We start from the raw sequence: 22,533 nt of genomic DNA, 5'->3' as shown, positions 1-22,533 counted from the left end.
ACGAGGAGGGAAGCAACAAGAACGAAGGGGCGACCCGGAAAAGGGTCGTTAGGTCCGGAGTTCGGCGCGAACCGCTTCAAGGAGCGCCTGCATGTCGAACGGTTTGTGCAGCGTCCTCCTGGCCCCCAACATTTGCGCGACGTCCAGATGGTTCAGAATCCCGATCATGTCGCTCCCGCCGGTGATGGCGATGATCTTGGAAGACGGAAACTCCCGGCGGAGCGAGACGATGCTCTCCAGCCCGTCCTGATCCGGCATCAGAATGTCCATGATCACGAGGTCGGCCGGACAGCAGCGGTATCGGTGCAGACCTTCCTTCCCGTCGCGGGCTTCGTGCACTTCGTAACCGGCCTCTTCCAGCGTCCGCCGGATCATGCTCCGGATTGGGTCCTCGTCGTCTACGACGAGCACGGACGGCATGATGCCCTCCTCTCGTCCAAAGTCTAGCCTTCGATTCCCAGCCGGCGACGGCCTGCTCAATTGGGGACGTTGCGGACCGGACCGTTCTATCGTCCTTGCCGCTTGACAAAGAACGCCGCGGCTTGGGCCCGTCGCGTGACCCGGAGCTTCTGAAACACGTTGGCAAGATAATTCTTGACCGTCTTGTCGCTCAGGCCCAACGCGGCGGCGATCTCTTTGTTGGTTTTTCCTTGGGCGACAAGCGCCAGGACCCGTTCCTCCTGCGCCGAGAGCGGGTCTCCTTTCGCGGTCGTGTCGGCGGTTCCCAAGCCTTTGATCCAGGCGAGCGCGCGCTGCGCCATCGACGGATCCAGAATGGACCGTCCCTGGGCGATGTTCCGAATAGCCCGGATCAGCGCAGCCGAGTCGATCTCCTTGAGCAGATAACCCTGGGCGCCGGCCAGTATCGCGGCGAGGACCGAATCGTCGTCCGCGTACGAGGTCAGAAACACGATACGCGTCGAGGGGCAGGCGGAAAGGATCTCGCGACAGGCTTCGACACCGGAGCCATCCTGCAAGCGGGCGTCCATCAGAATCACGTCGGGTTTCAGGCGCAGGGCTTCGCGCACCGCCTCGGTCATGGCCATAGCTTCGCCCACGACGCTGATGCCCCGGTGACGGCTGAGCACCGTGCGCAGGCCGATGCGGACGACCTCATGGTCGTCGACCAGCATCAGCCGAATCGGCTTCATCTTAAGGCTCGGCATAGGGAGCGTCTTTCGGGATCTCGAAAATTACGCGGGTTCCTTGCCTCGGTTTCGACAGCACGGCGAACTTGCCGCCGAGCCGCTCGGCGCGGGCGGCCATGTTGGCCAGCCCATGACCGACGCCGGTCGCCTTCAGCGGATCGAACCCGATCCCGTTGTCCTGCACCGTGAGGCGCACGCAGTCCTTCAAGACACGGAGCGAGAGACTGCCTCGGTCGGCGCGGGCGTGGCGGAGGCAATTGCTGACGGCTTCTTTCGCGACATTCAACAGGTGCCCGCGCCAGTCCTCGGGAACGCTGGCGGTCGCCGCCGGGTCGATGGACACGCGGAAGCGCGTCGAATGCGGGCCTCCGAGGGTCTGGACCATCGTCCGCAAGGCCGTCGGGAGTTCGTGGCTCATGGCCGATTCGGTGTCGAGACCGGCGATGAACGAGCGGATCTCACGCATGACGGCGTTGAGCTGGGCGACGGCCCGCTCCAGCGTCTTTCCGGCTCGTCGGGGGTCTTGTTTCTGCAGAGGCTTGCAGGCTTCCAGGTTCAGGCCGACGGCGTACAGCGATTGCAGAATGTCGTCGTGCAAGTCCTGGCTGAGCCGCTGCCGCTCTTCCAGCGCCTTTCGCAGATCGCGTTCGCGCTGACGGAGTTTCTCTTCCGCCCTCTTGCGTTCGCTGATGTCGGCCAGGAGACCCAGAATCGCGTACGGTCGGCCCTTGTCGTCGCGCAGGAGAGCGGTCGACAGTTCGGCGTGGATCAACGTGCCATTCTTTCTTCGGCGGATGACCTCCAGTCCGGCGAACGATTCGTCTCTCAAGACGCGTTCGCGCAATGCGAGGTGTTCTTCGCGTTTGTCCGGCGGGACGAAGGGAAGCGTGCGGCCGACGGCTTCTTCCTCTCGCCAGCCGAAGATCCGCTCCGCGGCGGGGTTCCACAGCTTCACCTTTCCCTGCAGGTCGATGATCACGATCGCCATCGGCGAGGAGCGGACGAGCGCGGTCAGCATGCTATTGGTCACCCGCAACTCTTCTTCCGCCTCCTTGCGGTCCGTGATGTCGCTCAAGGAACCGGACATGCGGAGCACGTTCCCGGCCTCGTCCCAGATCGCCTGGCCCTTGGCACGGAACCAGCGATAGCCTCCCGCCTTCGTGCGAAGTCGATACTCCACGTCGTAGGGCATCCGGCGTTCGATGTGGTCGAACAGCGCCGCGAAGACCCGGTCGCGATCCTCAGGATGCAGCAGCGGCGTCCAACTCCCCAGGACGTTGGGGAATTCATGCTCCTCATAGCCAAGCATGTCCCTGACGCGCGGAGACCACCACAGCGGAGTTTGGGGATCGTACCAGGGAAGGTCGGGCGCCTTGTGGCCGTCCCACAGCCCGTCTTGGGAGCCGCGCACGGCCAGATCGAATCGCTCCACGCTGTCCCGCAGAGCCGCCTCAAGCTGTTTGCGCTCGGTGATGTCGCGTAGGAAGCAGAAGAACCGGCCGCCGTCCTGGTCGAGGTATCGGATGCTGACGTCGACGTCGACCTGCGAGCCGTCTTGACGCCGAAGGCATGTTTCGAAGCGGTCCCCGCCGGATTGCATGATCCGTTGGATCGAGCGCGACACTTCATGAAGCTCCTCGGCGACCTCCAGGTCATGAATGTTCATGGCGAGCAACTCATCCCGGCTATAGCCGGTCAACCGGCCAAACGCCTCGTTGACCTCCGCGATGTTGCCCTCCCGGTCGAGTTCACAAAAGCCATCCAGTGCGATCTGGAGAATGGCTTGGGTCCGTTCCTCCACCCGCCGGCGACCCAACTCGGCCCCGGCGCGGGTTGCGAACAACGTGACAATGTGCGCCAGGTCGAATGGCGTCCGGATGGGCTCGTCGTGGAGCAGGCTGAGCACGCCCAAAGGCTGGCCTGCCGCGTTCGCCAGCAGGGCGCCGCAATACGCCTCCGCGTTCACGCCGGCGGACAACGTGAAAGCGGGGAACCGCTGTTGGAACCCGCTGGGGACATAACAAAGGCGCTCGCGCAAGACCTGGGCGCACGGCGTTCCTGCCAAGTCGTATTCGAAGTTGTCGACAAAACGGCCTCCGGCCCAGACCGCCAGGGTTCGGATTCGTTCCTTCCCTCCGGGCAGCAGCTCGCCGACCAGCGCGTACCGGACCTGTGCCGCCGTGGCGAGGTGGTACACCAGGGAACGAAAGAATTCCGGTCCCGCCGAAGGGTCCGTGCCTGCGACCACGGCGCTCAAGACATCGGCCTGGGCCTTGAGTCGATCCAGGGCGGATTCGAGACGTTCCGCCTGCCGGATGACGAGCGCTTCGTGCACTCCCAACAACTGCTCGAGAGCCGACACCCGGGCCAACAGTTTTTCCGACTCGCCGACTGCTCCGTTCGGGTTCATGGCGCGCTCTCCTGCGTCCGGGTCCCTGCGCCCGGCGCGAACACCCGGTCTCCATCGAACGGCAGGACCGCCAGCTTCACGGCCAGCGCCAGCGTCCGGAAGAGTTCCGCCGCCTCCCGGGGAATCTCCACTCTGGTGAACAGAATGACGGCGAACAGATTTCCCGAGGGCAAGAGCCCGCCGAATCCCACCACGGATTGAATCCCGTAGCACAAGACGAACTCCTGCTGAACCGGCACATACGGGCTGCCCGCCGCCCGGGGAACGAAAAAGACGTTGTAACTCTTCTCGTGCTCATCCACGAGCAGCTCATGGCCGCTGGGCAGCAGCGCATCGACGGAGACTCCAAATTGCGTCAAAAGTTGGGAAAACATCGGGAACTGCATGGAAAACCGATCGCCGGTAATCGGGATCGCCTTGTAACGCTTGGACTGCGTCCGGTCGTTCCATTCCGGTCGCAGGCCCGCCGAAGCCATCAGGGTCAAGCACTTCATGGAAGGGGTGTCGGGTTGACGGCCCAGCAGACCGACGACGTAGCGCCGGCTTTCTTCATCGAGTGAGCCGAAGGGATGGGTTTTGAAAAATCGCACGAGCGCGCAGGCCGGCTCGGGCGACGGCGAGAAACCCATGTGCTCGTAGAAATACCGGACGACACGTCCGGCGACTTCCTCCAGGCTCGACGCGCCGACGCCCAGGGTGCGAAGCACGGCGCTGCACTGAGTGATGTTCCGCAAGCTCAGCTCACGTAAATTGTACAGGCGGCGGTCGGCGGGCGGGGTATCAGACATGCTGGGTGACTCCGGTTGAGATGTTGATAGGACGACGAAACAAGCCGCGAGGTCTCAACCAGGATACCAGACCGTCTGGCCGGTGCCTTTGCCTGCGGCGCATGGCTGTGCGGCTACGAAGATCGCTCAAAGGAACAGGGGCTTGAGAACAGCCGTCCGAATCGAAATCGTTTCCTGCGACGGGATGGAATCCGTCCACCGGTAGGCGAACACTGAGGATTGCGGCCCATGAAGAAACCGGGAAGAGGGAGGGTTGGTGCCGAAGGGGGGACTCGAACCCCCACGGGTTGCCCCATACGCCCCTCAAACGTACGTGTCTACCAATTCCACCACTTCGGCGCTGGGCGGATTATAGAAGTGGGCCAAAATGCTTGTCAATCAACCGCCTGTCCGGTAGAATCGGCGCCGCTCAGAGAGCCGTCGGCGTCCAGTGCGACCGCGCATCACAACCGCGCCGGGGATCAGGTGCTCGCCTCGTTTCAGACTTCCACAACCGGTCGTCGGACAGTGAAGATCGCCGCGTTCTTCGACGTGGACAATACCCTGCTGCCCGGAACACCCAGCGAAGTACGGTTTTTTCGCTACCTGTGGAGGACCGGGGTCGTCGGCTGGCGGGAAGCCGGCGCAAGCCTGTGGTGGTGGCTGCGTCACGTTCCCCCGGTCTCCCTGCAGCCCCTTCGGGAACGGAAGCTCTATCTTACCGGCAAGCACCCGGCCGAGATGGAATCGTTAGCGGAGGCGTTCTGCCGGGCGGAGGTCCTCCCGTTTCTGTCCGTCGACGGGTTGGCCAAACTCGACGCCCATCGCCGCGAGGGGCACGAGATCGTGCTCATCACGGGCTCTCTCGATTTTTTGATCCAGCCGCTGGCCGCTTTCTTAGCGGTGAAGGCGGTTTTGGCGGCCAGGCCGGAACGGACGGTGGCCGGGTTCACCGGCCGGCTCGTGGCCCCGCTTCCCTACGGCGACGGGAAACGGCGGTTGATGGCGGCCTTTGCGCGGCAGAACGGGCTTGATTTGGGCGAGTGCTACGCCTATGGAGACAGTCCGGGAGATGTGGAGGCGCTGCGGGCGGTCGGCCATCCGATGGTCGTGAACCCGATCAGAGGGATGGCCCGGATCGCCCGCCGCCATGGATGGCCGATCGTGCGATGGGAATAAATGAGACAATAGCTCTCAGCGGTCGGTTGTCAGCGTTCAGTTCTCGGACAGAAGGAAGCGTCCGTGCACATGCTTTTCATGGCAGACCGCTGATGGCTAACGACTGAAGGCGCATTGGTTGAAATGCTGCGCGTGACGGAAATTTTCCATAGCATTCAAGGAGAATCCACCCATGCGGGCCGGCCCTGCGCGTTCGTGCGGTTGACCGGCTGTCCGCTGCGGTGCGTCTGGTGCGACACGGCCTATGCCTTTTACGGCGGCGTCGAGATGTCCCTGGACGACGTGCTGGCGAAAGTTGGGGCGCTCGGTTGCCGGTTGGTCGAGGTCACGGGCGGTGAGCCGCTGCACCAGCCGGAAGCCTACGCGCTGATCGAGCGGCTCTGTGCAGAAGGCTACGACGTATTGCTGGAGACCAGCGGCGCGATCGACATTTCGCCGGTCGACAAGCGGGCCCATGTCATTCTCGACATCAAATGTCCGGGCAGCGGCATGACGGAGCGCATGTGCTGGGAGAATCTCGCCCGGTTGACCGCTAAGGATGAAGCGAAGTTCGTGCTCAAGGATCGGGCCGATTATGAGTGGGCCAAGACGATCCTCCGGCGATACGAACTCGCCGACCGGTGCCCTGTGCTGTTCAGCCCGGTCTTCGGCGAGTTGGACCTCCGCCAACTCGCCGAGTGGATCCTGGCGGACCGGTTGCCCGTTCGCTTTCAGGTTCAACTCCACAAGTACATCTGGGCGCCCGATATGAGAGGGGTATGAGCGGGAAGCCCCAGCCGTCGGCGTCGGGCTGAGAGCCGATAGCCGGCGGCTTGTCCGCGAGCAAGGAGACGGAATGAAGATCATGCGAGTGATCGCGAAGCAAGGACGGGTCGAGACGGAGCAGGCCGAGGTGGTGGTGCTGACGCATTTCGAAGGCGATACCTCGTTCCAGGACGATGCCTCCGCGGTGGATCGCGCCCTCGACGGCCGCCTGCGCGATCTGCTGAGAAGCGGCGAGTTTGAAGGCAAGCAGAACGAAACCGTGCTGTTCCATAATCCGGGCAAGGCGGCCGCCAAACGCGTGCTGCTTGTCGGCTTAGGCAAGAAAAAGGACCTGCGTTTGGATACGATCCGACAGGCGTTCGGCTGCGCCGTCAAGCGCGTGCGCCAGGCCAAGGCCACCGCCTTCACGGCGGCCGTGCCGCAGGGTTCTTTGCCCCGCACGTCCGCGATCGACATCGCTCAAGCGATGGTCGAGGGCGCCGTGCTCGGCAGCTATCAGTTCAACGTGTATCGCAGCGAGAACCGTGCGGAGGCGAAGAACCTTGCCCGCATGACGGTCATCACATCGCGCGCGGAGGAACTGGACGATCTCAAAGAAGGCATTCGGCGCGGCGTCGCGACGTCCGAGGCGGCCGTGTTCGTGCGCGATCTCTGCAACCATCCTTCGAACGTCATGACGCCGTCGCGCATCGCGGGTGAAGCGAAGATCATCGCCGGGGAACGAGGCGTGAAGCTGAAAGTCCTCGAGCGCGCGGATATGGAGAAGCTGGGCATGGGGGCGTTGCTGGGCGTCGCGCGCGGCAGCCACGAGCCGCCCAAGTTCATCATCCTCGACTATCGCGGCGCCGGGACTGGCGGCCGGCACGCGAAGCCCATCGTGTTCGTGGGCAAGACAATCACGTTCGACACCGGCGGGATCTCGCTCAAGCCGGCGGAGAACATGGAACAAATGAAGGCCGACATGACCGGCGGCGCGGAGGTGCTGGCGACCGTGCGCGCAGCCGCGCGCCTGCGCCTCCCCGTCCACGTGATCGGCATTCTGCCGGCCACGGAGAACATGCCGGGCGGCGGCGCGATGAAGCCGGGCGACATCGTGAAGACGCTCTCCGGCAAGACCGTCGAGGTGCAGAACACGGATGCGGAAGGGCGGCTCATTCTGGCCGACGGCCTGGCCTACGCGACCCGTTATAAGCCGGCCGCCGTCATCGACGTGGCGACCCTGACGGGCGCGTGCATGGTCGCGCTGGGGCAATTCGCGATCGGCATGTTCGGCAACGACGAGACGCTGAAGGAGTCCGTGCGGAAGGCCGGGCTCAAGACCGGAGAGCGCGTGTGGGAAATGCCGCTCTGGGAGGAATATTTCGAGCAACTGAAAAGCGACGTGGCGGATATGCGAAACATCGGGGGGCGCGGCGGGGGCATGATCACCGCGGCCCTGTTCCTCAGCAAGTTCGTCGGCGATTATCCCTGGGTGCATCTCGACATTGCCAGCACCGACTGGAGCGAGCGGGAGCGGGCATACATTCCGAAAGGCCCGACGGGAATCGGCACGCGACTCCTGATTCAGTACTTGATTGATCGGTCGCTCTAAGCGAGGAATCCGTTGATCTGTCGATTTGGTGAACGGTCGGAATTTCCGGCTATTCAGCAGATCATCAGATCGACAAATCGACAGATCATAGGCCATGACGTTGCGTGAAAAGATCGGCCAGCTGTTCATGGTGGGATTCTCCGGCACTGCGGTGTCGAAGGACGTGGCGTCGCTCGTGACCGACTACAGGCCCGGCGGGGTGATTCTGTTTTCGCGCAACTTAGAGGCGCTGGATCAGATCGTCCAGTTGACGAACGACCTGCAGCGACTCTCGCCGGGCTCGCCGCTCCTGGTCGCGATCGATCAAGAGGGCGGGCGGGTTTCGCGCCTGCCGGCCGGGTTCACCATCTTTCCGCCCTGTGCGGTCTTGGGCGCGTGCCATTCCTACGACCTGACCTACGCGGCTGCGGCGACCACCGCCGCCGAGTTGCGGGCCGTCGGCATCAACATGAACATGGCGCCGGTCCTGGACGTCAACAGCAATCCGGCCAACCCGGTGATCGGGGACCGGGCCTTCGGGTCCGACCCGACGACCGTCTGCGAGATGGGGCAGGCGACGGTGGCCGGGCTGCAAGACAACAAGGTCGTCGCCTGCGGAAAGCACTTCCCAGGGCACGGCGATACCGCGGCCGACTCCCACAAGGAGCTGCCGGTCGTCGAGGCGCCGGTGGAACGATTGCGCGACATCGAGCTGTCGCCGTTCCGCCACGCGATCGCGCACGGCGTGGCCACTCTCATGACCGCGCACGTGCTCTACCGCGCCTGGGATCCCCGACTGCCCGCCACGTTATCCCCGACCATCCTCACCACCTTGTTGCGGGGAGAGATGGGCTTCGACGGGGTCGTGTTGACCGACGACCTGGAGATGCACGCGATCATCGACCACTACGGCATCGAAGAGGCGGCGGTCCGGGCTTTTCTGGCGGGCGCCGACATGTTGCTCGTCTGTCAAGACCCGGCTCGCGCTGCGGCGGCCGTCCAGGCGATGGAGAGGGCCTTTGAGGACGGGACCATCCCGGCGAGCAGGCTTGAGATCTCGCTGGGGCGGATCGCCCGACTCAAGCGGCGGTTTTTGTCGGCCTCCAAACCCGTCTCGCTCGCAGATGCCAAACTGGTCGTGGGATGCCGAACCCACAAGGCCTTGCTGGATTCCATCCGGCAGGCGAGGGATCGGCTGCTGAAAGCACAGGCGTGAAGACGCCCCCTGATCAGTGGGCCGGCCCGAAGGAGATCTGGGCCTGGTGCATGTATGATTTCGCCAATTCCTCCTTCACGACCCTCATCGTCACCGTCGCCTACAGCGTCTATTTCGTTCAAGTCGTCGCCGGCCACCTGCGTCCGGAAGGCCTCGCGGAACGGCTCTGGTTTTGGGGGTACGCTGCGTCGATGTTGGTGGTGGCGGTCTTCTCTCCGACGCTCGGGGCGCTGGCGGACGAGCGGGCGAAGAAACGGGCCTTTCTCATCGGCTCCACAATTCTGTGCGTGGTCTGCACGGCGCTCCTCGCGTTGGTCCGAGCCGGCGATATCGGGCTGGGGCTGACGCTGTTCGGGCTGGCCAATATCGGCTTCGACCTAGGATTCGTCTTCTGCAGCGCGTTTCTGGTCGAGCTGGTTCCGCTCAGCCGGATGGGCCGGATCTCCGGCTACGGCTGGGGGCTGGGTTATGTCGGCGGGCTTCTTTCGTTGGCGCTGGCCTATCCGTTCATCCGCGGCGGCTTCGTGGAGGCCAATCTGCCGCTCTACCGCGCGAGCTTCGCGGTGACCGCCGCGTTTTTTCTCGTGGCGGCGATTCCGACGTTTCTCTTCCTGCGGGAACGCGCCCAACCGCAACAGTCGAATGCGACGACCGCGGTCTGGCGGTCGGTCTTTCGCCGGCTCGGCGAGACCGCCCGCCGGCTTGGCCACTACCGGGATCTCAGCCGCTACCTGATCGCCTACCTGGTGTACACGGATGCGATCAACACGGTGATCGTGGCCTCGGCCATCTTCGCGAACAAAGTCCTGGACTTTACGCCGGGCGATCTGATTATGTATTTCCTCGTCACCCAAGTGAGCGCGGGACTCGGGTCCATCCTGTTCGGCGTCCTTGCGGATCGAATCGGCGCGGCCCGGACCATCACGGTGACGCTGTTTCTCTGGACCGCGCTGGTGGCGGGGGCGGCGCTGGTGCGCACCCACGGCCAATTCTACGCGATCGGGCTTCTCGCCGGCGCGGCCTTGGGCGCCAATCAGGCGACCAGCCGCACCCTCCTTGGACGGTTTACTCCGCTGGGTCGGCAAGCGGAGTTTTTCGGATTCTTCTCGGTGGCCGGCAAGTTCGCCGCGATCATCGGCCCGCTGGTCTACGCCGAAGTGACGGCCTGGACCGGCAGCCAGCGTTGGGCGGTCCTGTCGATGGCGGTATTTTTCGCCGTCGGCTGGTTGATCTTTCGGACCGTGGACGAGGAACGAGGCATGGCGGCGGCGAATGCGAAGGCTTGAAGCGGAAGGGGCGAAGAGGCTCTATGGCTGTCAAAAAAGGCGACATCATCGACGAACGGAAACGGCACCCGGAAGGATGCGGCCTGGTGGTGAAGGTGATGGCCGGGGGCGAGGGGTTTGAGAAGATCATCTGCTGCGGTCATGAACTGACCGAAGCGGATGTGGTCTCCGAAGTGACGCCGGCGATGGGCCGGAAACGGGGCGACTTGGAGGCGGGAACCGTGCTCGATGAGAAAAAACTCCACCACGACTCCTGCGGCCTCCGCGTCATGATCATGGACGGTGGGGCGGGCTTTCAGGAAATCCGATGTTGCGGGCATTCCCTGACAACGACATCGGTGCGAGGGCTGCAGTTCGGTGGGATGCGAGGGCCCCTAGCGGAGGGGTTCGAGCGGCCGGGGAACGCGTAAGAGGACGGTGCCGGAAGGACGACACGGTCGCCTGCGTCCAGCGCGATCCTCGGCACATCGTCCCGGAAACGGAGGGCTATGCGCGATCGGACGGAAATGATCAAACGGAGCCTCACGTGGTTGGAATGGCTAGATAGTTGGGGATACATCACCGCCGGACTTAGCCTGCTCGTCCTCGGCATGCTCATATTCGCCCAAAGCTGGATTGTTTTTTTCCAGCGCGCCACCCAGTCGAATCTGCACCCGGCCGGTCTCAAACTCCTCAACGATCTCTTGCTGGTCATCATCCTGCTGGAGTTGTTCAGAACCGTCATCCGCTATCTGAAGACCGATGTCCTGCTCCTGGAACCCTATTTGGCGGTCGGTATCATCGCCTGCATCCGGCGAATCCTGACCGCCAGCGCAGAACTGGCCCATCTGCCGGAGATCACGGCCGAAATGTTTACCCGGTATCTGCTAGATGTCGGCCTGAACGTCGGGGTCATCATGGTCCTGATCTTTGCCGTCTTCATCCTGCGCAAACGGCCCGAGCGGTCGGTGTTAGTGTCGCCCGCCCTGGAAAAGGCGGGCGGCTGAACCGCTTTCGCGATGGATCTTGCGGGACAGCGCCACCCAAGAAGTCCACACCGCCCGAGATGCGCGCTTCTCGCGCCTGAAACGTGCGGCCGCCTTCGCGGGAGGGCCTGCCGTCGCGGCGTTGGTCTTGTTCGCCCCGTCTCCCGAGCTTCCGCGTGACGCCCAGGTCCTGGCAGCTATTCTGACCTGGGTCGTCCTGTACTGGGTCGTTGAACCCATTCCCTTGCCGGTCACCGGGGTGCTCGGCACAGTCCTCTGCGTTATGGTCGGTCTCGGCTCCTTCCGGACCGTGTTCGCGCCCTACGCCCACCCGATTATGTTTTTGCTCATCGGAGGTCTGCTGCTCGCTGAGGCGATGACCGTTCACGGGGTGGCTGGACGATTCGCCGCCGCCCTAGTGTCGGCGCCGTGGGCGGCCGGTCCCAGGCGCCTGCTTCTGATGATCGGGATCGCGACCGCCGGCGTCTCCATGTGGATCAGCAACACCGCGGCCACGGCGTTGATGTTGCCGATCGCGCTGAGCCTCACCACCTCAGTGGGAGCGGAGGCACAAGCCGTGCGCGGCCCTGATCGGGCGGGCCTGCTGCTTCTGTTGTCCTTTGCCGCCACGGCCGGCGGCATGGCCACCGTCATCGGCACGCCGACGAATCTGGTCGGAGTCGGACTGATCGCCGAACAAACCGGAACGACCATTTCGTTCGCCACTTGGATGGCGTTAGGCGGTCCGTCGGCGCTCGCCCTCCTCGCGGTCGCCTGGGGAGTCGTGGGATGGCTCCATCCCGCCGCGCTCCCGGCGGTGTTCAATCACCGTGCCCTACAGAGCGGACCCCGCCAGGCGCTCGGACCCTGGACGCGGGGCCAAGTGAACGCCTGTACGGTGTTCGGTGTCGCGATTCTGCTGTGGATCCTCCCGGGACTTGTGATCGCGCTGGGGGGCTTGGATCATCCGGCCGCCCTCTGGGTCCGGGTGTTCTTGCCCAGCGAGCGGGTGGCCCTCCTGGCCGCCGGCCTGCTCTTCGTCCTTCCAACCGACCTGCGGCGAGGCGAATGGACACTGTCGTGGAAGCACGTGGTAGGCATCAGATGGGATGTGCTGCTCCTGTTCGGGAGCGGGTTGGCGTTCGGCGAACTGATGGTGAAGACCGGCCTCGCGGATTTCATAGGCCGGGGCTTCGTCTCCCTGTTCGGGAGTCACACGATCTGGAGCTTGACGGCGGTGTCGATTGCGGTCGCGGTTCTGGTCAGCGAGTTGGTTTCCAACACCGTCACAGCCACCATGGCGGTTCCCCTGGCCATCGCGATCGCCCAAGCGACCGGCGTTTCGCCGCTTCCGCCGGCGCTGGGCGCCACGCTCGGCGCAAGCCTGGGCTTTGCCCTGCCGGTCTCCACGCCGCCCAATGCGATCATCTACACCACCGGGTTCGTCCCTTTAGGCAAGATGATCCGCGCCGGCCTCCTCTTCGACGTGATCGGGGCCGCCATGATCTGGGCGGCGCTCAGGCTGCTCTGCCCTGTCTTGGGGCTGACCTGACAAGCACACGACGAACGCCATGACCCGACGAAAAAAGGCATCGCCCTTTTGCTGATCGAGGCCCTTCGTGGTCGCAGCGCGATGCCGCCACGATATGGGTCGCCTCTTCCTTCCCGCTCCTCTTGCCCAAGGGCGCCGGTTATGGCATCATGGCACTTTCCGAAGGTTGGGTGATGGCCAATCTGCTCGAATACGTCGGCTGTATCCACATTTATCTGGGTCCCTATCGTGGGAATCCGATCGCACTCTATCTGAAGCGCGGGAATGGGGTGTGCGAGATCGGTCCCAAGGCGTATCCATGGAACGATGTTGTCGGCGTAGGCGAAACCCCGAACCGCGCCGCCGCCGATTTCGAAGAAAAATGGAAGGCGAAAGGGTTGTCTCCCGACATGTATACGGGACCGTCCTGGGAAGGCGGGATCAAACCCGAAAAGCCCGCGCCGCCGAAGCCTGCAGCCCCGCCGAAGCCCCCTACGGCTGCAGCTCCAGAAAGCGCCGGTCCTGCACCGGCTCCCTCGCCTCAACCTGCCGACGGCAGTCCAGCGGTCGTTACGTCTCCAGTGCCTGAGTCAGTCGCTTCACGGACGGGAGCCACCTAGCAACAAGATTTCCTCACCAGGATCTCACTCTCCATCATACGCTTTCCGATTGTGGGATGGCCTGTTGCTCCGGCAAGGGTTCGTCCGCCAATCTGCTGCGCCTGATGCCGTAGCCGAAATAGATCGCGATCCCCACCACCGTCCACACGACGAATCGAATCCAGGTCATCGTGGGGAGGAAGGCCATGAGGCCCAGGCAGGTGGCCATGCCGAGCAGAGGGATCCACGGCATGAACGGAATGCGGAAGGGACGGCGTTGTTCGGGTTTTGTCCGCCGCAGGACGATTACCCCGAGGCAGACGAGGACAAACGCAAACAAGGTCCCGATGTTGGTCATGTCGGCGGCGTCGCCGATGGGGACCAGCGCCGCGAGCACGGCCACGCCGGCTCCGGTCAGGATCGTGGCATGGTGCGGAGTGCGGTAGCGCGGATGCACTTTGGAGAGCCACGGGCTCAACAGTCGGTCCCGCGACATGGCGAAGAACACCCGGATCTGTCCGATCATCATGACGAACAGCACACTCGTGATGCCGGCCACGGCACCCGTCGCGACGACGGCCGCGCCCCAATTGAATCCCACCACCCGCAAGGCCTCGGCGACCGGCGCGTGGACATCGATCTGCTCGTAGGGGATGAGCCCGGTCAGGACTGCGGCGACTGCGATATAGAGCAGAGTGCAGATGCCGAGGGAGGCGATGATCCCGAGAGGGACGTCCCGCTGAGGATTCCGGGCTTCCTCCGCCGTCGTCGAGACCGCGTCAAAGCCGATATAGGCAAAGAAGACGATCGCCGCCGCGGCGCCCACGCCCTGGAACCCAAAGGGCATGAAGGGCGTCCAGTTGGCCGGCTCGACGGCGGAGATCCCCACCCCGATGAAAAACAGAATCACGGCCAATTTGACGAGCACGATCAAGCCGGTGGCCCGTGCGCTTTCCTTGACGCCCAGCACCAGAATCCCGGTGACGAGCAGGACAATGATCGCGGCCGGCAAGTTGACGACGCCTCCGTCTACGCCGGGCGCATGCGTCGCCCAATGCGGCAGCTCGATCCCGCAGAATTTCAGAATGTTGTTGAAGTACCCGGACCATCCGATGGCCACGGCCACGCAGGCGACGCCGTATTCCAGGATCAGGTTCCAACCGGTGAGCCAGGCCAGGAACTCTCCGAGGGTCGCATAGGAATAGGTGTAGGCGCTGCCCGAGACAGGGATCATGGCCGCGAACTCGGCATAGCAGAGGGCGGCGAGCGCGCAGGTGAGTCCGGACAGAACGAACGAGAGAATGATGCCCGGTCCGGCGCCCGGTCGGTGGGCGTCCCCGACGATCGCGGTTCCGATCAACACGAAGATGCCGGTTCCGACGATGCCGCCGATGCCCAGACCGGTCAGATCCCAGACGGTCAGGGTTTTCTTGAGCCGATGTTCCGGATGATCGGCGTCGGCCAGGATTTGATCGATGGGTTTAGTCCGGAACAGGCGACTGGCCACGTAGGCTCCGACGCGCGCGGTTACACAGCGGGGTCAAGAGACGGACATCGCTGACGAAAAGTATAGCAGGTTGCCGGCGGAAGAACGCTCCGCCCGGCTCGGCACATGGGTTACGATTTTCCACGGGCGGCCTTGAGAAAGGCTTGGAAGAGACGTCGGTGAATGTCGTGTCGGTCGAAGAGAAACTCCGGATGCCATTGCAACCCCAGCAGAAAGGGATGATGCGGCGACTCGATGGCCTCGATGACGCCGTCCGGCGCGACGGCGCTGGCCGTCAAGGACGGTGCGAGCTGCTTGACCGACTGGTGATGGGAACTGTTGACCCGGATCCGATCCCGCCGGACGATCCGTCTGAGCAGACTCCCCGGTTGCACCGTGACGGGATGTGAGAGCGCCGTGGCCGGCTTGGCCTGCCGATGCGGCAGAGCCCGGGGGATTTGTGACGGGATATCCTGGAAGAGGCTCCCGCCGAGGGCGACGTTGATCGTTTGCATCCCGCCGCAAATGCCCAACAACGGCACGGCGCGCTCGGCAGCCAGTCTGGCCATCTCTAGCTCGAATTCCGACCGCTGTCGGCTCATCACGCGGAACTTGTAACGTTGCCGTTCGCCATACAAGGAGGGAGGAAGATCGGGACCGCTTCCGGTGAGCAACACGCCGTCGAGGTTCTCGAACAGTCGGCGTCGAAGGGCGGGATCGGCCGCGAGGGGGAGAATCAGCGGAACGCCGCCCAGTTCTTCGATCGCGCGTACGTAACGGGCGCGTAAAAAATAGGTGGGTTCCCGGCCCCCCATGTCTTCCCGGTCTCCCGCGTTGAAATCCGGGGTGACCCCGATGACGGGTCTCATTAGGGGGTTGGAGCCGGCTCCGGTACGGCCGAGTCGGGCCCGGCTTCCTCCTCCGGGGGAACGCCCAAGAAGCGCACCGGTTTGTTCCCTTTCAGATGATCGGGAGTGATGACGTAGGTACCTCTGATGCTGGTGTCCCAGACCTTCTTGGCCGCCTTCTCGTCCGCTCCCGTGAAGACATACGTCAGCCCGCCGACGATGCCGCCGCACAAGGCGAAGACGACCTTGGCGACTCCATAGGGAATCGTGAGCAGGGCCGCTCCGATACCGAGGCCGCCTTGCGACTCGGTCGATTCGGTACCTCCCTCTTCCTTGGTCTGCGCGGTCGCTAAGGGCTCAAGGGTGAAATGGCAGATCGCGAGGACCATGACGACCGCCATGATTCTGAGGCATCGAGCGCTCGATCGATTTCGCTTGTCGATCAACGGTGCCACTTGGAAATTATCCACGTGCGCGTCCTCCTCTTCCCGGTTAACGTTCGACAAACTGGGCGCGGCAGAGCCGCGTTTGTGTCCGAGTCATTGCTTATAACAAATTCGACCGTGAATGCAAACCCCTGCGCCCAGGACGAAGCGATCAATTGGCTGCGGGAAGGCTCGACCCCTCGGTAAGGTCGAGTTCGGTCAGGATATGCGATTTGATGACCGTTTGGTGTGCGACCACGACCCTGTCCAGCTCGCGGGACCAGGAGTCAGCATGAACTTGTTGGTTCTCCTGGACGAGACCGGCCTGCAACGCCAGATCGAGCTTGCAGGCACAGAGGGCTTGCGCGAACAGGTCTTCCGCGCGCGCAACATACCCTTCCCGCTCATCTTCGGGAACACCGGCCAGGACACGGTCCAGCCACTGGCTCCAGCCGAGTGTCTGGCGCGCGCGCGCCAGTTGTTCCAGGCCGATCTCGACCGCCACTTGCACGCCTCCTTTCCAGCTCCGCTTCTTGACGTTGAACACGCAGGACAGGCGGTTCGGATGCTCGGCGACGGGCTCCGGCCCGAAAAAGAACGTGACGCGATATTGAGCGAGTTCGAGCGAAGGATCAGGGAGCAAATGCGCCCTCCATAAAAAGAGCAACCAGCCGTCCGGCCTGTTATTCTACCATGCTCGTCGCTGCGCGCCCACCGCCGATTGACGGTGTTCCGACAGGACGATAAGATGCCGGCGATGAGCGAGTCGCCGATCCTCAGCCGACGCGTCGATGAGATTCAACAAGCCCTCCGGGAGCAGCCGGGGCTGGATGGCTGGCTTTTCTATGATTTCCGCGGCAGCGACCCCCTGGCCTGCCGGGTTTTGCACGTCGATCCCGCGACCCATGCGACGCGCCGCTGGTATTACTGGATTCCGACGCACGGCAGTCCGATCAAACTGCTGCATCAGATCGAGCCGCACGTGCTGGACCACTTGCCGGGAACCGCCCTTTCCTACGTGTCGTGGGAAGAGCAGAAAACCCGTCTCGGTCAGATGCTCGGCGGGGTGCGCCGTGCGGCGATGCAGTACTCGCCGATGAACGCGATTCCGTATCTGTCGAGGGTGGACGCCGGCACGATCGAGTTGGTGCGGAGCTTCGGAGTCGAGGTGGTGACCTCCGCGGACTTGGTGCAACGCTTCGAGGCGGTCTGGAACGATCGGCAACTGGCATCCCATCGCGTCGCGGCTCAAGCGCTCCGCCGCATCGTCGACGAAGCCTTCGACCATGTCAGGACATCCGTCGCACAACGTGCGCCGTTGACGGAGTACGCGCTGCAGCAGTTCATCCTGTCGCGCATGAGGACGCACGGCTTGGTGACGGGAAGCCCGCCGATCGTGGCGCTGAACGAGCATAGCGCCGATCCGCACTACACGCCGGGACCGAGCGGCTCGGCCGAGGTCCGCCGCGGCGATCTTGTGCTGATCGATCTGTGGGCGAAGCAGCCCGAACCGGGGGCCGTCTATGCCGACATCACCTGGACCGGCTACGTGGGCGACCGCGCACCGGCCCGCCAGCGCGAAGTCTTCGAGATCGTGCGGCGAGCGCGGGATGAGGCCCTGTCGTTCGTCCAGCGCCAGGCGGCGGCGGGAAGATTCCCCTGCGGCTGGGAAGTGGATGACGTCTGCCGGCGGGTGATCCGCGACGCCGGGTATGGGGAGCGATTTCTGCATCGCACAGGCCATTCCATCGGGGAAGAGGTGCACGGCAACGGGGCGAACATCGATAATCTGGAAACACAGGACACGCGCCGGCTCCTGCCGCGGACCTGTTTTTCCATCGAGCCGGGCATTTACCTAGCCGGCGAATTCGGGATCCGCAGCGAGCTCGATGTCTATCTCTCGGACCGGGAAGCGATGGTCTTCGGCCAACCGGTCCAGACCGAGATCGTACCGATTCTCACATGATGCGGTCAGCGTTCAGCCATCAGTCTTCAGGATCGCGGATTCCCCTTCTTCGGAAGTTGAACGCTGATCGCTGAAGCCTGAGCGCTCCTTATGGAGCCTCGCTTGACACCGCCTGCGAGCACGGGCTAGAGTCACCCAAGGCCTCAACCCGCGAGGAACCACGCGATGTTTGGCACCCTAGGCTTCTCCGAACTGATCATCATTCTGGCCATCGTGCTGATCATTTTCGGTGCGGGCAAGTTGCCGCAGATCGGTGAAGGGCTGGGCAAGGCGCTCAAGGGCTTTAAAAAGGAAGTACACGACATTCCACCGCCCGAAGCCATCCAGCCTCCCCCGGATCAGCTTCCCTCCCAAGCGCAACCCAGGCCCGCGGCGGAGGAGACGCAAGTTGCCTCCAGCCAGTCGGCGTCCGCCGCTCCCAAGCCGACGGCGCCCTACACACCGGGTCCGGAACTGACTCCAGGAACCACGGCTGCGCTTATGGCGAATCTTGGGCCCCAGGAAGCGCAACCCAAGGTTGTCAAGGCGGCACAAGCTGCGCCGCCCGCTGCGGCGAGCCCCGCCTCCGCCGGCGCTCAGGGGCACCAGCCGCCGACGATGGAGGAGCGGATGGCGACTCCGCCTCCCGTCGCGCGGGCGCAATATCCGCCGTTGCCTCCGAGCGCGCAGCCCAAGCCGGTTGCGAAGCGTCCCTCCGCAATCGTGAACAAAGAGGCCGTCGCTCGGGTGCAGGCACAACAGGCGGCCCTCAAGCAGAAGGCCGCACAGCAGGCGCAGGCGGCGTCGCAATCAGGGGGACTCTCGCCTCAGGATATGCAGAGTCTCGGGTCCGGACTGGGCGATGCGCTCCGGACGTTCCGGCAGGCGGTCGCCGACGTCCGCAACACGGTCGATCCGGAGATGCGCACCATTCAAGCCGAAATGGACGCCGCTCAGAAAGAGATCGAGCAGTCCATCGAAGCGGCCAAACAGATGCCGGCTGTGCAGGAAGAACCCCCCAAGCCGGCCTGATCAGCCAACAATCCTCCAATCCGGTTTCAGCGACCCTTGCGTGCGATCCATCGCCAAGCTCCTTCGCCCACCATCCTCCTCTTGATCGGCATCCTCGTTCTCCTGTCGGCCTGCGATGGAGATGAGCCGCCACGCAGCCCGGATACGATCGTCTCGTATCTGGCGTCGCTGCTCGCGGACGCGGACCCCGAGGTTCGACGAACCGCAGCGGAAGGTTTAGGAAAGCTGGGACAATCGGGCGCCGCTGAGGCCTTGGTCGAGGCGCTGAATGATCCGGACCCCGCTGTCCGTCAGGCCAGCGCCTGGGCTCTTGGCCAGCTTGGGGAGGCCGTGGCTGGTCGGGCTTCGTTGCCTCTGGTCGGTCGGCTGCGCGATCGTTCCGAACAGGTCCGGCTCAGCGCGGCCAGAGCGATCGCCGAGATCGGAGAAACGGAAGCCGTCGTCGAACGGCTGACTCGGGCACTCAAAGCGTCCGATGCGGCGACGCGGCGCGCGGCCGTTCACGCGCTCCTCTCGCTCGATGCGCCGCCAGCGTATCCGGCTCTCGTTGAGGCGCTCCGGGATGACGATGCGGAGGTTCGACAGGGAGCGGTTGCGGCGCTGGGGGAGTTGGCCGATTCGCGGGCGATTCCCCTGCTCCGCGAACGTCTCTTGCACGATCCTGCCGTCGGCGTGCGAGCCGAAGCGGCATTTCGCCTGGGAAAGATCGGCGACCGAGCGGCCGTTGCCGACTTGGAAAAGGTGGCGGCGGACGATGCGGATGCGGGAGTGCGCCGCTGGGCCAGGTGGGCGAGCGAGCAGATCAGCTCAGCGCCCGATTCCGGTTCAGCGCATTGACGAGTTCCAGGACCTGCGCGCGGGCTTCCGGCGCGATGTCCGTGAACTGCACGCCCATGCCGGGAAAGAGCAGGTAGCGTTCGGGCTTGTTCCGGGTCCAGGCGACCTTGGCCCTGGCCTTGAGCTTCTCCCAGGGCCGGTCGGGAAGCGCGAATTCCACGGCCAATTCGGTGCCCTGCGGAAGCGGGGCGCTGCTCTCGATGAACAATCCGCCCCCGCCGATACCTCCGGTGAGGCTGTCGAACTGTTTTCCTTCCGGCGTCGTGTAGCGGACTCGGATCGCCAGCGGCGCCCGCGGATGGGCTCGGCTGTGCGCAAAGCGTGAGTCTTCATCGGAAGCGAGAATCCGCTCGATGACGGCCTCCCAGGTCAGCGTCCCCAGGCGCTCGCCGTTGATCCCTACGAGCGTGATCGTTTCCTGGTCGCAGTCGATATCGAGGGCTTTGCCCTGATGAGCTTCTGTCACAGTCACCGTGAGTTTCATGCGCGATTCCCTTGCCGGATCGAACCGGTCATGTCGGCTGGCCGACCGCCTGGAGCGATCTGACGAGCTCCAGAATGCGGGTCCGCGTGTCGTTCGACACATCGGTGAACCGCACGCCCATGCCCGGAGAGAAGGTATACTGATCAGCTTTGGGGCAGACCCATGCGACGACCCCTTTGGCCGCCAGCCAGTCCGAGGAGCGTTCCGGCAGGGAGAATTCCATCGCGAGCTTGGTTCCCACGGGCAGCGGCGCCTCGCTCTCGATGAACAGTCCTCCGCCTCCGATCCCTCCGGCTCGGCCTTCGAAATGACGCCCTTCGGGAGTGCTGTACTTCACCCGGACGGCCAACGACACCCTCGGCTCACTTCGCGCGTCCTTCGCGCTCTGGGGTTTGCGATAGGCCAAAATCTGGTCGATGATGAAGTCCCAAGAGAGACTGCCCAGCGGCTCGCCGCCGATTCCCAGCAGCGTGATCACCTCACGCGCGGGATCCAAATCCAGAGTCTTGCCTTTGTGTCGATTGCTGGAACTGACAGGCAGTTTCACGGTCGCACCCGGCGGTACTTTCCCTGAGGGTTAGTATAGCGCAGGGTTCGGAAATGTCGAATAGAAGCTGTGAATCGGCCGGCGGCCCAGCCGAGGCCGGCACAGAACGGGGAGAAGAAAATAGGCAAGGGCCCGATCGGCGTGGAAGGAAGCCTCAACCGGCCATGATCGGGGGATCGCGACCCGAGAGAGGGGCCGGTGAGGCGAAAATTGGGCGCGGCTAAGCCGTCGGGTCCCGGCTTAGGCGCTCTTCATTTCTTTGTCCTGTTCGTAGAGGCGGATCGGCTGGCTTTTCCCGGAGATGACCTCTTCCGTAATGACAATTTCCTTGATCTGTTTCTGGGAGGGGACGTCGTACATGACGTCCAGCATGACCTCTTCCAGGATCGCGCGCAAGCCACGGGCGCCGGTTTTCTGCGTGTAGGCTTTGCGCGCGATCGCGCCGAGGGCTCCTTCCGTGAACTTCAGTTTCACTTTCTCGAAGGAGAGGAGCTTCTCGTACTGTTTGGTGAGGGCGTTCCTCGGCTCGGTCAAAATGCGGATCAAGGCCTTTTCATCGAGTTCCTCAAGGGTGGCCACCACCGGCAGGCGCCCGATGAACTCCGGGATCAGGCCGTACTTCAGGAAGTCCTCCGGTTGAACCTGAGCCAGCAGCTCTCCCAGACGGGCGTCGGAACGGCTTCGGACTTCCGCGCCGAAACCCATGGCTTTGCGGTTCAATCGCTGCTCGATGATCGAGTCGAGCCCGACGAAGGCGCCGCCGCAGATGAAGAGAATGTTGCTCGTGTTGACTTGGATGAACTCCTGGTGAGGGTGCTTGCGGCCGCCCTGCGGAGGCACATTGGCGACCGTTCCTTCGATGAGCTTGAGCAAGGCCTGTTGAACACCCTCGCCGGACACGTCCCGCGTGATGGAGGGGCTGTCGCTCTTGCGGCTGATCTTGTCGATCTCGTCGATGTAGACGATTCCTCGCTCGGCCCGCTCGACGTCGTAATCGGCGGCCTGCAGCAGCTTGAGGATGATGTTCTCGACGTCCTCGCCTACGTACCCAGCTTCGGTCAGCGTCGTCGCGTCCGCGAGGGTAAAGGGGACATCCAAATACTTCGCCAGTGTCTGAGCCAACAGCGTCTTGCCCGTGCCGGTCGGCCCGACCATGAGGATGTTGCCCTTCTGGAGTTCGACGTCGTCGACTTCACGGGAGGAGATGCGCTTGTAGTGATTGTGGACCGCTACAGAGAGGATCTTCTTGGCGCGGTCCTGACCGATGACGTATTGGTCGAGATGGTGCTTGATCTCGGCCGGCTTCCTCAGCTTAGATGAGATCTCTTCCTTCGCTTCTTCCCAGTCCTCCGCGATGATGTCGTTGCACAGGTTGACGCATTCGTCGCAGATGTAGACCGTGGGACCGGCGATCAGTTTGCGCACTTCGTCGCGGCTCTTGCCGCAGAATGAACACCGGAGGTGCCGATCCAACTTTTCCTGCTTCGGCATAC

Annotated in this window: 23 protein-coding genes and 1 tRNA gene; 12 read left to right on the top strand and 12 right to left on the bottom strand. The window is 63.6% G+C overall.

The genetic code is table 11. The features are described 5' to 3' along the window. Positions 1-48: 48 nt before the first annotated feature. From AB1555_11195 to AB1555_11175, 5 genes are all read right to left on the bottom strand, one after another. Positions 49-420, bottom strand: coding sequence for a response regulator (locus AB1555_11195; GenBank protein MEW6247259.1), 372 nt, complete (start codon positions 418-420; stop codon positions 49-51). 86 nt (positions 421-506) lie between these two features. Beyond that, on the bottom strand, positions 507-1,151 hold the full coding sequence (locus AB1555_11190) for a response regulator transcription factor (protein MEW6247258.1): 645 nt from the start codon (positions 1,149-1,151) through the stop codon (positions 507-509). A gap of 1 nt (position 1,152) precedes the next feature. Beyond that, the gene (locus tag AB1555_11185; GenBank protein MEW6247257.1) at positions 1,153-3,558 is read right to left on the bottom strand and encodes a PAS domain S-box protein; all 2,406 of its coding nucleotides are present in this window, start codon (positions 3,556-3,558) and stop codon (positions 1,153-1,155) included. Next, entirely contained in the window at positions 3,555-4,346 is a 792-nt protein-coding gene (locus tag AB1555_11180; protein MEW6247256.1) for a hypothetical protein, read from the bottom strand. The genes AB1555_11185 and AB1555_11180 overlap by 4 nt, the downstream gene beginning before the upstream one ends. Before the next feature lie 254 nt (positions 4,347-4,600). Continuing rightward, positions 4,601-4,685 (bottom strand) — tRNA-Leu (locus tag AB1555_11175). A 168-nt stretch (positions 4,686-4,853) separates the two neighbouring features. Here AB1555_11175 and AB1555_11170 point away from each other — a divergent pair. From AB1555_11170 to AB1555_11130, 9 genes are all read left to right on the top strand, one after another. Then, positions 4,854-5,504 (top strand): HAD-IB family hydrolase, encoded by a 651-nt coding sequence (locus AB1555_11170; protein MEW6247255.1) that lies wholly within the window; start codon positions 4,854-4,856, stop codon positions 5,502-5,504. Between the two features lie 123 nt (positions 5,505-5,627). Then, positions 5,628-6,266 (top strand): 7-carboxy-7-deazaguanine synthase QueE, encoded by a 639-nt coding sequence (gene queE / locus AB1555_11165; GenBank protein ID MEW6247254.1) that lies wholly within the window; start codon positions 5,628-5,630, stop codon positions 6,264-6,266. 73 nt (positions 6,267-6,339) lie between these two features. Then, positions 6,340-7,860, top strand: a complete 1,521-nt coding sequence (locus AB1555_11160; GenBank protein MEW6247253.1) for a leucyl aminopeptidase — start codon at positions 6,340-6,342, stop codon at positions 7,858-7,860. A gap of 94 nt (positions 7,861-7,954) precedes the next feature. Next, positions 7,955-9,055: a beta-N-acetylhexosaminidase gene (gene nagZ, locus AB1555_11155; protein ID MEW6247252.1), complete on the top strand. Its 1,101-nt coding sequence runs from the start codon at positions 7,955-7,957 to the stop codon at positions 9,053-9,055. Continuing rightward, a complete protein-coding gene (locus AB1555_11150) occupies positions 9,052-10,341 on the top strand; it encodes an MFS transporter (protein ID MEW6247251.1) in 1,290 nt (429 codons plus the stop codon). The genes nagZ and AB1555_11150 overlap by 4 nt, the downstream gene beginning before the upstream one ends. Before the next feature lie 23 nt (positions 10,342-10,364). Further along, positions 10,365-10,751: a hypothetical protein gene (locus tag AB1555_11145; GenBank protein ID MEW6247250.1), complete on the top strand. Its 387-nt coding sequence runs from the start codon at positions 10,365-10,367 to the stop codon at positions 10,749-10,751. Between the two features lie 78 nt (positions 10,752-10,829). Further along, the gene (locus AB1555_11140) at positions 10,830-11,327 is read left to right on the top strand and encodes a phosphate-starvation-inducible PsiE family protein (protein ID MEW6247249.1); all 498 of its coding nucleotides are present in this window, start codon (positions 10,830-10,832) and stop codon (positions 11,325-11,327) included. Positions 11,328-11,346: 19 nt separating this feature from the next. After that, positions 11,347-12,858: a DASS family sodium-coupled anion symporter gene (locus tag AB1555_11135; GenBank protein MEW6247248.1), complete on the top strand. Its 1,512-nt coding sequence runs from the start codon at positions 11,347-11,349 to the stop codon at positions 12,856-12,858. A 149-nt stretch (positions 12,859-13,007) separates the two neighbouring features. After that, complete coding sequence (locus AB1555_11130) at positions 13,008-13,457, top strand: hypothetical protein (GenBank protein ID MEW6247247.1); 450 nt, start codon at positions 13,008-13,010, stop codon at positions 13,455-13,457. A 34-nt stretch (positions 13,458-13,491) separates the two neighbouring features. Here the strand turns inward: AB1555_11130 and AB1555_11125 are convergent, their stop codons facing one another. The 4 genes from AB1555_11125 to AB1555_11110 all read right to left on the bottom strand — a co-directional run bounded on the left by AB1555_11125 (position 13,492) and on the right by AB1555_11110 (position 16,838). Next, positions 13,492-14,943: an amino acid permease gene (locus AB1555_11125; protein MEW6247246.1), complete on the bottom strand. Its 1,452-nt coding sequence runs from the start codon at positions 14,941-14,943 to the stop codon at positions 13,492-13,494. Between the two features lie 110 nt (positions 14,944-15,053). After that, on the bottom strand, positions 15,054-15,791 hold the full coding sequence (locus AB1555_11120) for a gamma-glutamyl-gamma-aminobutyrate hydrolase family protein (protein MEW6247245.1): 738 nt from the start codon (positions 15,789-15,791) through the stop codon (positions 15,054-15,056). After that, the gene (locus AB1555_11115) at positions 15,791-16,240 is read right to left on the bottom strand and encodes a hypothetical protein (protein ID MEW6247244.1); all 450 of its coding nucleotides are present in this window, start codon (positions 16,238-16,240) and stop codon (positions 15,791-15,793) included. The genes AB1555_11120 and AB1555_11115 overlap by 1 nt, the downstream gene beginning before the upstream one ends. 127 nt (positions 16,241-16,367) lie before the next feature. Further along, positions 16,368-16,838: a hypothetical protein gene (locus AB1555_11110; GenBank protein ID MEW6247243.1), complete on the bottom strand. Its 471-nt coding sequence runs from the start codon at positions 16,836-16,838 to the stop codon at positions 16,368-16,370. 105 nt (positions 16,839-16,943) lie between these two features. Here AB1555_11110 and AB1555_11105 point away from each other — a divergent pair, with 105 nt between their 5' ends. The 3 genes from AB1555_11105 to AB1555_11095 all read left to right on the top strand — a co-directional run bounded on the left by AB1555_11105 (position 16,944) and on the right by AB1555_11095 (position 20,009). Then, on the top strand, positions 16,944-18,161 hold the full coding sequence (locus AB1555_11105) for a M24 family metallopeptidase (GenBank protein MEW6247242.1): 1,218 nt from the start codon (positions 16,944-16,946) through the stop codon (positions 18,159-18,161). Between the two features lie 165 nt (positions 18,162-18,326). Further along, positions 18,327-19,172, top strand: a complete 846-nt coding sequence (gene tatA / locus AB1555_11100; protein MEW6247241.1) for a twin-arginine translocase TatA/TatE family subunit — start codon at positions 18,327-18,329, stop codon at positions 19,170-19,172. Positions 19,173-19,208: 36 nt separating this feature from the next. Beyond that, positions 19,209-20,009, top strand: a complete 801-nt coding sequence (locus AB1555_11095; protein MEW6247240.1) for a HEAT repeat domain-containing protein — start codon at positions 19,209-19,211, stop codon at positions 20,007-20,009. Here AB1555_11095 and AB1555_11090 read toward each other — a convergent pair. The 3 genes from AB1555_11090 to clpX form a co-directional block, all read right to left on the bottom strand. After that, the gene (locus AB1555_11090) at positions 19,975-20,493 is read right to left on the bottom strand and encodes a PilZ domain-containing protein (GenBank protein MEW6247239.1); all 519 of its coding nucleotides are present in this window, start codon (positions 20,491-20,493) and stop codon (positions 19,975-19,977) included. The two genes, AB1555_11095 and AB1555_11090, sit on opposite strands and share 35 nt — an antisense overlap. A gap of 28 nt (positions 20,494-20,521) precedes the next feature. Then, complete coding sequence (locus AB1555_11085; GenBank protein MEW6247238.1) at positions 20,522-21,040, bottom strand: TIGR02266 family protein; 519 nt, start codon at positions 21,038-21,040, stop codon at positions 20,522-20,524. A 240-nt stretch (positions 21,041-21,280) separates the two neighbouring features. Next, on the bottom strand, positions 21,281-22,531 hold the full coding sequence (gene clpX / locus AB1555_11080) for an ATP-dependent Clp protease ATP-binding subunit ClpX (GenBank protein ID MEW6247237.1): 1,251 nt from the start codon (positions 22,529-22,531) through the stop codon (positions 21,281-21,283). Positions 22,532-22,533: the final 2 nt, after the last annotated feature.

The sequence above is a fragment of the Nitrospirota bacterium genome (assembly GCA_040755395.1).
Taxonomy (GTDB): domain Bacteria; phylum Nitrospirota; class Nitrospiria; order Nitrospirales; family Nitrospiraceae; genus DATLZU01.
Note: the sequence above shows the minus strand (reverse complement) of the source record. Positions and strands in the feature narration are given on the sequence as shown.